Below are 13,343 nucleotides of genomic sequence, written 5' to 3' on the forward strand. Positions count from 1 at the left end.
TGATAGGTCTAAAAATGATCGAAAAAGTTACTTTTTTTAATCAATTTTAATTCGTACTCCTTTAGAATGACTAGAAAACTCTGGTGCATACATACTTTGAATGGTGGTAATGCCATTAGAGAAATCCCCTTTATTATTTACTCTTAAATCGTATTCAAAAATATATACTCCTTTTGGTAAATAATCAAAGAAAAAGTTTGTGGCAGCGTCTTTTGTGCTTTCATAATACCCTAAACCATCTTGCCACTTGTATTGAGAAATTACATTGATAGGTTCTAAACCAGAAGCCCTCATATCTTTCATATGTACAAACTCCATCGCCCGATCTGATCTCAACTCAATACGTACTCGCACTAAATCACCCAGCTTCAAATTGGTTTCACTAGTTATTTCTGTAATCACTTCACCGGTATCTGTATTCTTTTTCAAGAATAGTTTTTTCTTAAGAGATAATGGGGTTTTGGCTGAGGTGATTTTATCAAGGTTTTCAAAATACTGCCAGTATAAGGCACCCCAGGCAACACCTTTTTCTTTTTTGGTGATTTTGGCAGTGGCCATATTGGGCTCTATCTCATTGCTATTCCAAGAGGTTTTAAAATATCCCGTACCAGCTTCAACTTTTACATCATCCATTTTGCTTGGATCAATTTTTTGATCTCCCAAAACGATTTCTACCATATCGGTAACAGATAACCAGTCACTACCTTGCAATAATAATGCGTAGACTGCATCAGAAGTAGCTTTGGTAGTTTGCCAGCGATTGGTTTGCTTGTGTTTTAATAACCAAACTTTAAGATTATCAACGATTTCTGTTCTCTTTGTTTCGGTTTCAATTTCAGAAAATACTTCTATCATTAACGATTGCGTTTCTATAGGAGCTTGATACCAATACCAACTTGCAGTGTTAGATTTCCAATACATTCCCAGTTCCTCGCTGGTAATACTTCTTTCATCCAAAGATCTTATGATTTTTGCAGCAGTAGATGCATTTTCATTTCGGTTTAAGATCAAGGCTATCATTCCTTGGACATACAAACCTTGCTTCAACCAATATTTATTGGATTGATCTAAGTAATAATCCCATGCTTCATTGGTGCTTTTTGGCCTTTTGATATCGACAAAGAAACTACGCATATACAGGTAATGAACCTGAGTATAACTAAGGTGGTTTTTGTTGATGTCAATATCATTTTTTTTGCAGTATCTTTTTAATGCTTCATATTCTTTTACAAATTCCTTATCAAGAAAACGAACAGCATTCTGTAACATATTTGCCGTATTGCTATCAAATTGGGTAACTCCTAACTTTTTAAGATGCCCGAAGCCAGTTGCTATGTGTTGTGTGATAAATCGATTTTCATGACCACCTTTAAACCATGGGAATCCACCAGAGCCATACTGCATTTGTCTAAGTTTGTTTAAAGCCGATTGTAACTCATTGTTCATCTTATTTAGGTCAAAAAGCAAAGCAATTCGCTTCTTTTGTTCAGTTTCACTCTGTGCATCACGCAACCATGGGGTTTCTTGAATAATTAAAGATTTAAGCTCCTGATTTTTTTCTAAATCGCTAAGTAATGCATCAGTAGATTTCCATTGATTAAATACTTCCTGAATTCTCGGGTTAGAATTTGCTATATGGCTGGCCAAAGCATTAGCATAGTATCTGGAGAATGTCTGCTCAGAGCATTCATAGGGATACTCCATCAAATAAGGTAATGCTTGTACAGCATACCAGGCAGGGTTAGAGGTGATCTCGAGTGTAAGCTTATGATGCTTAAGCGTAGTGGAGGTGTTGTTTTTTAATTTATCAAGGGTAAATGTCTTAGTCTCATTAGAACGAATCCACATGGGTAAGGTCTCGGTCACCAACATTCTGTTAGAAAGTACCGGAAGTACATTTTGTTCTCCATCTGCAAAATCACCAGCCTTGGCGACAATTTTGTATTGTACAGTCTGTACATTATCAGGAATTTTTAATTCCCAAGAAATACTGGTGTTTCCTTTGGTTTTCACTTCAAAATTCTGGCGAGCACTGCTATTTTGTAATGCTGCATCGATGGATGTATTAGTTAATGCATCAAACAATTGTAGCTCTACAACTCCTTCTAAATCTTTGTTTGCTAGGTTTGATATTTTCGAACTTAAAACAATTTTATCACCTTCTCTAAGGAACCTTGGAGGGTTAGGAAGAACCATTAATTCTTTTTGTGTTACAGTTTCTAAAGCAGTCGTTGCCGCGTTTAACTCTTTTGTATGTGCTAGTAATTGCAACTTCCATTTGGTTAGAGCTTCGGGTGCTGTAAAACTAAAACTTACATTGCCATCGGGATCTGTGGTCAATTGTGGAAAGAAAAAGGCAGTTTCCTGAAAGTTTTTTCTAATTTTCACCCCCTCAAGAGAAGTATCTTTTTTGTCTTTTTCTATACTTTCATCCTTCTCTTTTGTTTTATCTGTACTAACACCGTTTACCTGACTGGCTACAGCTACTTCGTCTAATGCGGCAGACTCTTCCTCAACCATTTCCGTAGCAGCCATTGGAGCGGCTGATTTATTCATCATTCTGCTTCTTTCTGCATAATATTGCTGACCAAAATACAATCCAAACCAATTAAGTTGATCATAACCCTGATCACTATAGTAATATTCAGGACCGCTATGATTATTAAGTTTAAATGCAGTAAGACTAAAACTGCGTGATGCTTGCCTACTGCTTTGCGAATGATAGACTGGGCGATAGATTGGATTAAAATACCATTGATGGGGCTTAAATTGATCTAAGGAAGCATCATACATACTTGCCAAAAGTTCTGCAGTTACTTTATCACCTTTTGGTCCTTTAATGATAAAGCTCCAGGTTTCTTGCTGACCAGGTTTTAGTTTATCTCTAAAGGTTTTGGTTTCTATGCTAAGCTCGGTTGGCTCGTAGGGCACTGCAATTGGGATGATCCCATTTTGATAATCATTATAATTAGCAAAACTATAACTCACTGTGAAACCACCTAAGTCTTCTTTTTTAACTGGTATTTTGATCGTTTTACTACTTCTGGAAAGTTGAATAAGCTGTGTTTCTATGATCTTGTGGTTCTTTTCGATATCAACGGTTATAGTTATGTCTTTAGATGCAGAACTTAGTTTGATAATCGCTTCTTCGCCAATTTTATATGTTGTTTTGTTGGTTGTGATCTCAAATAATTGTTGATCACTAATGGTTTTATCGTCTTGACCAAAAACCGAAATATAATGCATATCTTTCACCTCTTGACCAAATCGATCTTCGGTATTTAATTCTATAACGTATTTTCCGGATTCCCATTTCTTAGTAACTCCCAGAGCTATTTCATGAGTTCCTAATTCGTTTCTTTTGGCAGAAGCTGTGTTAAATGATGTATCAAATACTAATGCTCCCTTTTCCCAGGTTCTGTAATCGGATTCATTGTTAAAAGCGTCGTGCGGAAACAGTTTATCAAATTCTTCTTCTAAAAAACCAGGGTAGTCAGGAGCTTTCCAAGGGCGCTGACGTAATGGTTTGTCTGGTGCTTTTAACTTGAAGATTTTTATACTTCCTGTAGCTGCAATTGCCTCATTATTTAGGTTTTTTGTTGTTATGGTAAGTTTGTGATCTTTTTGTGTTTTATCAATTTCGTTTTCGACAGCAACTGTAGCTGTCATCGTATGATAGCCAACATTTACTATTGTGGTTGTGCTTCTGGTTTCACCATTAATATCGGTAACATCTGCAATGACTTCGTAATTAAAAATAGGTAGATTTTCTTTGTCAACACTGGGGTCAGGAAGTGCGACAAAATCAATCATATATTCGCCTTTTTCATTAGTTTTTGTCTCACCATGGGTGATCTCTTGTGGTTCTGAAGTGTATCTAGGGTACCAATAACACCATCTTGGATATTGTACTTTTCGGTGAACTCTATATACTACCGTGGCATCGGTAATGTTACTTCCAGCATAGGCAGTAGCCGTAGCAGTAAGTTTTATAGTATCGTTGATCTTGTAAGTTTGGCTAACAGGATTGAATTTGGTTTCAAACTTGGGGCGTTTATATTCTTCAACAGAAATAGAAATACTTTGATAATTATTAGTTTGTAGAGTGTATATACCTGTTAAACCTGTAGACGGTAAAATAAATTCACCTGTAAATGATCCATATTCATTGGTTTTAAAAGATAAGGTTTTTACCTCTTGACCATTAACATCTCTTAAGATTACAAAAGTCGACTGATTGGGCAGTACTTTAAAATCTTCTTTGCCAGTAGCCGACATCATTATGCCTTTAAAATAGACTATCTGGCCAGGTCTATAGATACTACGATCTGTAAAAAGAAAAGTATTTTGTCGAGTTGCGTTATCATCGTTATTGGGTTTGTAGGATTGATTTAAATAATATCCTTCAAAATATGCTGTGTCTTTTTCATGAGTTACTGTAATTGTGACATCATAGAAATAGTTATTTAATGTCAAATACGCCTGACCTTTTTGATCTGTAGAAATGGTTTTATCTAGTTTATTTCTGTAACCTCGTTCACTATCAGTTTTCAGGTGTAATTTGGCATTAACAATAGGTTTTCCTGTATTGCGATCGATTACCTGAAATATTGATTTTTCTGGAGTACGATTTTCAACCAATGCCAGGTTACTTATTTGTACATCTCCATAGGAAAATAGACTTTCCTGCGATAGCTCTTTTGTAATAGTGGCTACAATTAGATATCCTCCTTGGTCAAGCTCTGGTAACAAAACTTCGGTGGTATGGGTTTGAAAATCTTTCTCATTCTTTATTTCAGATTCCCATGTTTTACTAATCTTCAAATTGTTTAGAAACTTAATCTTTTCATTGGTTTTATACAATCGATTCAAAGATTTTAGTTGCTTTTGGTTAATTTTTAAAGCTCTTAAATAGAGTTTGTCAAGATTCTTGTAGGTTACTAATAATCGTGCCGGTTGTTGAATGGGCACATATTTTTCAGTTGTGATAGTAAGTTCTGGATGAAGTATTTGTTCTTTAAGTGATTTGCACTTATTTGCTCCTCTCGAATCGGGAAACTTTTTAATCGCTGTATTACATATTTCTAAAGCTTCTTTAAGTTTCCAACGATATTTTTCATTTTCTTTTGGAATAAAGGTTACAACTTGTTCTTTATATAAATTTGCAATTTCGAAATCGTATAAAGCAGAAATACTTTTGGTAGCAAACCTTTCTTTTTCTAATGATAAAGTTTCCAGAAAAACAGCTTGTTTGTCATTAAATACTGCATTATCATAAACAAATTTTAAACGTTCTATATTCACTTCGGTTAAAGCTTCAGGAGTATTGTCTCTACTATGAAATCGTATTAAATTCTGGTATAGCGTTAATGCGTTACCTTGAAGCGACAAAGAATCTTCTGGTGCTATGTTTAGAGAAATAAAAGAAATATGCTCTTTGAGATATTTACTATCATTAATAGTAAAAGCGAAAGCTGGTTTTGTGATATTAGTTTCTGAAGTTTTATAAAACTCCAGAGCATTATGTAGCAAGAAGTCATAGAGAGTCGGCCTATATTTTTTAGAATCTGAATAAGTGTTCAAGATATCATCAAATTTTTTAAGATCCGTTTGCTGCGCCAACACTCCGTTTTTGATAGATTTTTGGTAGTACAAATGAATTTCGGCAAACAAAGTCTCGAGATCCCATGTTCTAAAATCTTCTTGGTCTACTTTTGCTGATGTTTGTGTTCGATTGTAAAATTTCCACCTGTTTTGTTGGAAATATTGCCAGTACAGGTTGGCCAAAATGCTTTCTAAGATATTTCTTTTGGGGAATTCACTTTGGCGAATTTCATCTTTAAAATCCTTGATGATGGTTAGTTGTGCATTTTCCTCGAGAGTAAGCAAATATTTTGCTTTGTACAATAATGATTTGATAAGCTGATTGTCATTATTCTCGGCTTTAGAGGTACTGTAAATATTTTCAACAAGTTCTAGAGCAGATTTTGGCAATCCTTGCTCTTCAAAAGCCTTCACTTTTTTCCAATCGGTCGAATACTCATTTTGACCTTTCATATCGTTTAGATTTGCTATACAGATTATAATAAGGATGATATATTTTTTCATCATTTAGGTTTTAGATTTTTTATACAAACAATAGCCATACCAAATGTATTCATGAATTTTTATTTATTTGTAAATAACATTATAAAGCTACGTATTTGAAATGAGCCTTAACAATTTTGTGATTACAAATTAAGATCTAATTCAAATTCAATACTTGCTTCAAAGAAAAAAGTAAAAATCAGCAAATTAAACTATGAATTAGGGAAAGAGAGGTTTGGTTGAGTGTGTATTGGTATAAGAATAGACAATTGTTTGTAAATATAGACATTGATCCACATTTGATTTTTATTTCTAGTTCTTTTATTATTCATTGTAGATTGTATCTTTACGATCAGATTTAACAATAAATTATGCGTGTACATTTTATAGCAATAGGGGGCAGTGCCATGCACAATCTAGCTATTGCATTGCATCAAAAAGGATATCAGGTAACAGGAAGTGATGATACCATTTTTGAACCCTCAAAATCTAGACTAGACCGACATGGGTTATTACCTAATGAGTTTGGCTGGTTTCCCGAAAAGATAACAAAAGATCTTGATGCAATTATTTTGGGAATGCATGCAAAAGAAGATAACGCAGAACTTCTTAGAGCCCAGGAATTACAATTGACCATCTATTCTTATCCAGAGTTTTTATACGAGCAGTCCAAAAATAAAACCCGTGTAGTCATCGGTGGATCACATGGTAAAACAACAATTACCTCAATGATTTTACATGTATTACATTATCACGAGAAAGAAGTAGATTATATGGTAGGAGCACAACTAGAGGGTTTTGATACCATGGTTCACCTTACTGAAGAGAATGATTTTATAGTGTTAGAAGGGGATGAATACTTGTCATCTCCCATAGATAGAAGACCAAAATTTCATTTATATCAGCCTAATATAGCCCTAGTAAGTGGAATTGCATGGGATCACATTAATGTGTTTCCAACTTTTGATAATTATGTTGATCAATTTAGAATATTCATGAATTCTATTGTAAATGGAGGTGCTTTAGTTTATAATGAAGAAGATGAGGAGGTAAAAAGACTAGCCGAAACTACTGAAAACCCGATTCGTAAATTTCCCTATTCAACACCCGGGTATAGTGTTGAAGATGGAGAGACATTGCTTTTTACTCCCGAAGGAGAAATGCCAATTGAAGTTTTTGGAGCCCATAATTTGAGTAATTTGGCAGGTGCAAAATGGATTTGTCAACATATGGGAATTGATGAGGATGATTTTTATGAAGCGATAGCCTCTTTTAAAGGAGCATCCAAAAGACTCGAAAAAATTGCAGAAAATTCTACATCGGTTGCCTACAAGGATTTTGCACATAGCCCTTCTAAAGTAAGCGCCACTACAAAAGCTGTAAAAGATCAATATCATAATAGAACAGTAATCGCGTGTTTAGAATTACACACCTATAGTAGCTTAAATGCAGAGTTTTTAAAAGAATATAAAGGAGCTTTAGATGCAGCAGACGAAGCTGTTGTGTTTTATTCCCCTAAAGCAGTAAAGATTAAACAATTGGAAGAGGTATCTGCTGATCAAATTGAAGAAGCGTTTAGCCGGGAAGATTTAATTATCTACACTAATCCAGAAGAGTTTCAACATTATTTAAAAAACAAAGATTTTTCTAATACTGCCTTAGTTCTTATGAGCAGTGGGAATTATGGGGGACTTAATTTTGATGAAATAAAAGAATGGTTTTGAGGTATTTATAGATACTTAAAAATGCTTTTCAAACAATTTGTTTACAAAATTGGAAACACTTTTTTGATTGTTCTTAATTAGTTCTCGCTTTGCATTTTCTATATCTTTTGGGACTTTATCCTGACTTAATTTAAATTTTCCTTCCCAATTATGTATTTCTATTTCGAAACAATGAATATAGGGCACCAAGCGATCCATTCTTACATCTTCATGATCTAAAACAAATTTTTGATCCGGTGACTCAAGGAATTCTGTCATGGTCACTATCGAATTTTTTATGATTTCTGTATCTACGATTTCTTTTACAATACCAGTCGCATGGGCGATAATATAATTCCAGGTGGGTAATTGTTTTCTGGTGTATATCGATGGAGAAATATAGGTCTGTGGTCCTTGAAAGATTGTACAAACAGGATAGTCATTTTTTAATAAATTAACATGGGGGTTATTTGCGTCAATATGACCTATGAGTTTCTGACCATGAAAAATCAAGGGAGCATGAGTAATAAAAGGAGTACTGTTTTTTGCTGATATTATGGCAGCAAGGGGATACGCTTTGGCTACTTCCTTTATATTTTCTGGATTATAGTCCTGGTGATGTTTTGGTGGATACACTGTCTATACGTTAAATTGTTGAAGATGATGATCTAAATGTTTGTACTGCATTTGCCCCCATTGTTCATTGGTAAATTTTCCAAACATAGGATGAGGATCCCATTCTTTTTTTTCTCTTTGATTAGAAAACTCTGCAACCAGTTTTAGAAGCTCTTGTTTTTCTTTATCAAATTCTTTTTGTTCTACAACTTTTAGTTTTGAATGCGTGGGTAGATTTTTTCTCCATGGTTTATTATTATATAGTGATTTTTTGAAGAATAACTTTGCCAGTACGTTAGGTTTTAACTTGGGATGTTCTTTTTTTAAAGCAATTTTTAAAGGAAACTGACAATGATTGAACATCTGGGCTATATTCATTTTACCCCATAAAGAAGAACTTTCATTAGATAGTTTGTTAATTCTATTTTCAATTTCTTGCAGGGCAGATTCTTCGAATAATGATTTCATGATTACGAATTTTGAGATCAATGATACTCAAAAATAGTATATTTTAAGATTATAAAATAATAAAGGCGAATCATGTGATTCACCTTCATCTATATAAGTATATAATTTCTTAATTAACTTGCTTCATCGAAGAATAAACTTAAGAACCCGTCCAGATCATCAGTACCTGCTATGTCTTTAGGTGTGCCTAAATTGATCATTAATGGCTGATCTTTAATTTTACCATGTAGAAAATATTGAAAAGTAGTTCCCATTTTGAATTTATAACCCTTAAGTTGAGAACCAAAAGAAGTAAAAGTTACTTCAGTTTTAGAACTATTACTCTCTGCAAATGCGCTTATGGTAGCATCAAAAACAGCAGATAACATATCATCAGTATAGTAATCCCATTTTATCGATGTACCATCACAGGCTTGCAACTCATATTCCGATTGAGCTTCACATCCTCTAGGAACTTGTATGTTATTTCCTACTAAATTTAAAAAGGAAACTTTCTTATCCTGACCGTAAAAGCTCAAAGTAACAAGAAATAAAACGAGGGTAAAAATATTCTTCATAAATAGGTTAATTTGAAGTTGTTAAATTATTCATTTTTGGATTTTGGGTGTCCAAATATAGTAAAACTTTCATTTTCAAACAAATATATAGATTAAATATTGGGGAATATTTAATTTTATATCGCTTCTTTTAAAGTATTAAAAATCTAATAATGTCTTGTTTTTGAGCTAAATAGTTTATACTTACAAATAGAAATAATTGTATTATTTTAACAAATAAAAGTAATAAATGAAAGAGTTAAACTCCTCTTTTTCTATCAAGGAATGGAGCGAAAATGATCGTCCAAGGGAAAAATTAATCGCTAAAGGGAAAAATACGTTGACCGATGCAGAAATAATAGCCATATTAATAGGTTCTGGGAATCGTGAAGAGAGCGCTGTCGCATTGAGCAAACGAATCTTATCTAGTGTTAATCACAAGATTGATGCCTTGGGAAAATTGTCAATTAAACAATTGATGAAGTTCAAAGGAATAGGAGAAGCAAAAGCAATTGCCATTATAGCAGGATTAGAATTAGGACGTAGAAGAAGAGAGGAGGGAGTAGAGATTGTTCCAAAAATTACATGTAGCAAAGATGTATTTGATCTTCTTCGTCCGGTTATAGGTGATTTAGATCACGAAGAGTTTTGGGTATTGTATTTAAATAATGCAAATAAAGTTTTACAAAAGAAACAAGTTAGTGTAGGGGGGAAAACTGGTACGTTGGTAGATGCCAGAATAGTGTATCGATCTGCCCTGGAATACGGAGCAACTGGAATAATCATTGCACATAACCATCCAAGCGGTTCTTTATTGCCTAGTAAATCGGATAAAGATTTAACGCAAAAATTGAAACAAGCCGGGGCCAGTTTAGATATCAATGTACTAGATCATCTTATTGTAACAGAAAAAAGTTATTTTAGCTTTGCCGATGAATCCATATTATAACCCACGATTTCGATGTTATTGATATATGTACAAAAGATCACTCCAAGAGTTTCTTACATTTTTAAACATATTTGTAGAAGAATATTAGGAATCGAGGTTGATTTAACATCAAAGATAGAGGTCTTTATTGCTCATGATGGTCCTAAATTTTCTTATGGTAAGCAACCTTTGGGTAAAGAACTGTATTTTCAAAGCGTCGAGTTACTTTTTGAACATGGACTAAATGCTATAGACATTCATGTATTGGATTGGGAAGAGACCAAATGTTTTTTCGAAGTTAAACATCCAAATACAGCTTTGCCCTTTGATATCTTTGCCGCATCATTTTATTTATTAACCAGGTATGAAGAATATTTACCCCACGTAAAAGATAATTTAGGACGTTTTCCTGCAATAGAAAGTATTGGATATGATAACGGATTTTTACAAGATCCCGTCGTTGATATATGGGCTTTGAAATTTAAAAAAGTTCTTGTTGATAAATATTCTAACTTAGAATTCGATAAAAAGAAATTTACAATTACTCCTATTATCTCTGTAAGTGAAACATTTGCTTATAAAGATAAAGGTGTTTTAAGATCGTTGGGAGGGAGTTTGCGAGATTTGTGGAGGCTGAAATTAGATGAACTCTCCGATAGAATACGAGTTATACTTGGATTTAAAAAAGATCCATTTGATACTTTTGATTTTATTATAGATCTACAAAAACAAAAAAAAAGAAAATGTAAAGTGTTATTTGGATTAGGAGATTACTCAAATTATGAGAAAAATATAGGGTACAATAATCCTCAACATCGTATTGTTATAAAACATATATCAGATTATATTGATGTAGGGCTTAAAGTTTCTTATGAAGCCATAAGTGATTTACTTACATTAAACAAAGAGAAACAAAGAATAGAAGGTATTCTTAACAGGAGACTTAAATATGCTTTATGTTCATTTTTTAAAATTAAATTACCCGAAGCTTATCGAAATTTTATTGAATTAGAGATACAAGAAGATTATTCTATGGGATATTCGAGATATTCTGGATTTAGGGCAGGTACTTGTACTCCTTTTATGTTTTACGATTTGGATTATGAAGTACAAACACCTTTGGTAATATATTCTTTTTGCATTGCCAACTTAGGGAAGCGAGAGGATTTTGAAAGCGAGACAGCTACGAGAAATGAAATTACTACTTATATCGAAAAAGTTAAGAAGGTAGATGGGGTATTCATACCCATTTTTAGTAATATTTTATTTAGTGAGCTTCATAGCCAGACATTTTGGAAATCAATTTTTGAATTTATGTGGAATACAGAAGATGAATAATATAATTAAACATATTTTTTTTGATCTCGACCATACTTTATGGGATTTTGATAAAAATTCGTCATTAGCATTTGGGATGATATTCGATAAGTTTAAAATACATCTCGAACTCGATTCTTTTTTATACATATACCAACCTATTAATATGAAATACTGGAAACTTTACAGAGATGAAGAAGTTACCAAAGAAGAATTGAGAAGAAGAAGACTTATAGAGGCGTTTGATATTTTAGGTCAGAAATTTTCTTTAGAAATTATAGACGAGATGGCTCATGATTATATAGCCTTTTTACCGCTTAATAATCATTTAATTGGTGGTGCTAAAGAATTGTTGGAATATCTAAATCCAAAATATAATATGCATATCATAACAAATGGATTTAAAGAAGTTCAAAATAATAAGTTGTCAAATTCAGGAATAAAACACTTTTTTAAAACGGTTACTAATAGTGAAGAAGCAGGAGTAAAAAAACCTAATCCGTTTATTTTTGAATATGCCATAAAAATTTCAGGTGCAGCCACAAATAATAGTATTATGATAGGGGATAATTATGAAGCTGATATTTTAGGAGCCGAAGCAATTGGATTGAAGACGATATGTTTCAATTACCATCGGGAAAAACTTCCAGAAAAAAACCTTCAGGTTTTTAATTTAAAACAGGTCAAAAATTATCTTTAGTCGTTAGTATTTGTATTTTAATATAGGGTTTTTATGATCAGGTCATATAGAGAAAATTAATTTTTATATTTCTACTAATAATTTGATAGAATATACTGATCTTGCTAAAGCAAAAGGAGCATCTTTACAGTTTGGTTTTAATGTTATAATGTAATTAATATGATACGTTTTCTTTTTTTGGGAATTATTTTGGTTTCAAGTCTGAACATATTTAGTCAGAAAAGTGTGAATGATTATGAGTACATTATTGTTCCCAGAACTTTCGAGTTTCTTAAAAAAGAAGATGCATATCAATTAAATTCGTTAACCAGGTTTTTATTTAATAAATACGGCTTCAATGCCTATGTTCAGGGAAAAGAAATGCCTAAGGAACTAAAAGAAAATAGTTGTAGGGGGTTATTGGTTCACGTAAAGAAGTCTTCCTCACTTTTTATTACCAAGTTGAATATAGAATTAAAAAACTGTGAAGACCAAGTGGTTTTTGTCTCTGCTGAAGGTACAAGTAGGGAAAAAGAATTTAAAAAAGCATATCATGAAGCCTTACGTGATGCATTTAAGGATGTACAAAAATTGAACTATAAGTATAACGAATCACAAGAAGAGGATAAAAAAATAGTACAAATAACTCCAGTTCCGGTTACAGAGAAACAAATCATTTCGGCAGAAAAAGAAAAAGCTGTAGAAATAAAAAACGAAGTATCAACTAGCTCGGGAGATTACGCTAACCAAGTCTCCAGGTCATACGTTTTAAATAACAAAGTATTCGTATTTAAAAAGAAAGAATATGGATATGAGCTTTCAAAAAAGGAAGGTGAAAAGTTAATTTTTTCCGGAAAAATTTATAAGCTTAGAAAAGACAATTCTTACTTGATTAATGGAGGAGATTTAAGTGGCAGTGGATATTTTGATAGCTTTGGAAATTTCATTCTGGAAAGAGTTAACCCGGTTACTGATAAAATAATTCTGGATACGTTCGCAAGGCAGTAATG

9 protein-coding genes are annotated in these 13,343 nt (G+C 32.9%); 5 read left to right on the forward strand and 4 right to left on the reverse strand.

Going from position 1 to position 13,343, the window contains the following annotated elements; all coding sequences use genetic code 11:
* Window positions 1–36: 36 nt before the first annotated feature.
* On the reverse strand, window positions 37–6,111 hold the full coding sequence (locus tag ACFSJT_RS13215; RefSeq protein WP_465252809.1) for an alpha-2-macroglobulin family protein: 6,075 nt from the start codon (window positions 6,109–6,111) through the stop codon (window positions 37–39).
* 347 nt (window positions 6,112–6,458) lie between these two features.
* Between ACFSJT_RS13215 and ACFSJT_RS13220 the strand changes: the two genes are divergently transcribed.
* Window positions 6,459–7,811, forward strand: a complete 1,353-nt coding sequence (locus ACFSJT_RS13220; protein WP_378320768.1) for a UDP-N-acetylmuramate--L-alanine ligase — start codon at window positions 6,459–6,461, stop codon at window positions 7,809–7,811.
* A gap of 15 nt (window positions 7,812–7,826) precedes the next feature.
* Here ACFSJT_RS13220 and ACFSJT_RS13225 read toward each other — a convergent pair whose 3' ends face one another.
* From ACFSJT_RS13225 to ACFSJT_RS13235, 3 genes are all read right to left on the reverse strand, one after another.
* Window positions 7,827–8,426: an FMN-binding negative transcriptional regulator gene (locus ACFSJT_RS13225; protein ID WP_378320769.1), complete on the reverse strand. Its 600-nt coding sequence runs from the start codon at window positions 8,424–8,426 to the stop codon at window positions 7,827–7,829.
* A 3-nt stretch (window positions 8,427–8,429) separates the two neighbouring features.
* The gene (locus ACFSJT_RS13230; RefSeq protein ID WP_378320770.1) at window positions 8,430–8,873 is read right to left on the reverse strand and encodes a DUF1569 domain-containing protein; all 444 of its coding nucleotides are present in this window, start codon (window positions 8,871–8,873) and stop codon (window positions 8,430–8,432) included.
* A 113-nt stretch (window positions 8,874–8,986) separates the two neighbouring features.
* Window positions 8,987–9,430 (reverse strand): hypothetical protein, encoded by a 444-nt coding sequence (locus ACFSJT_RS13235; protein ID WP_378320771.1) that lies wholly within the window; start codon window positions 9,428–9,430, stop codon window positions 8,987–8,989.
* A gap of 229 nt (window positions 9,431–9,659) precedes the next feature.
* Between ACFSJT_RS13235 and radC the strand changes: the two genes are divergently transcribed.
* The 4 genes from radC (at window position 9,660) to ACFSJT_RS13255 (ending at window position 13,341) form a co-directional block, all read left to right on the forward strand.
* Window positions 9,660–10,358 carry a RadC family protein gene (radC, locus tag ACFSJT_RS13240; RefSeq protein ID WP_378320773.1) on the forward strand — a complete coding sequence of 233 codons (699 nt, stop codon included), beginning with the start codon at window positions 9,660–9,662 and terminating at the stop codon, window positions 10,356–10,358.
* A 12-nt stretch (window positions 10,359–10,370) separates the two neighbouring features.
* Complete coding sequence (locus tag ACFSJT_RS13245) at window positions 10,371–11,675, forward strand: polysaccharide deacetylase family protein (protein ID WP_378320774.1); 1,305 nt, start codon at window positions 10,371–10,373, stop codon at window positions 11,673–11,675.
* On the forward strand, window positions 11,668–12,354 hold the full coding sequence (locus ACFSJT_RS13250; RefSeq protein ID WP_378320775.1) for a YjjG family noncanonical pyrimidine nucleotidase: 687 nt from the start codon (window positions 11,668–11,670) through the stop codon (window positions 12,352–12,354). Before ACFSJT_RS13245 ends, ACFSJT_RS13250 begins: the two co-directional genes overlap by 8 nt.
* 159 nt (window positions 12,355–12,513) lie before the next feature.
* On the forward strand, window positions 12,514–13,341 hold the full coding sequence (locus ACFSJT_RS13255) for a hypothetical protein (RefSeq protein WP_378320776.1): 828 nt from the start codon (window positions 12,514–12,516) through the stop codon (window positions 13,339–13,341).
* Window positions 13,342–13,343 lie beyond the last annotated feature (2 nt).

Origin of the sequence: Aquimarina celericrescens (genome assembly GCF_042682765.1) — a bacterium.
GTDB classification, from domain to species: Bacteria; Bacteroidota; Bacteroidia; order Flavobacteriales; family Flavobacteriaceae; genus Aquimarina; species Aquimarina celericrescens.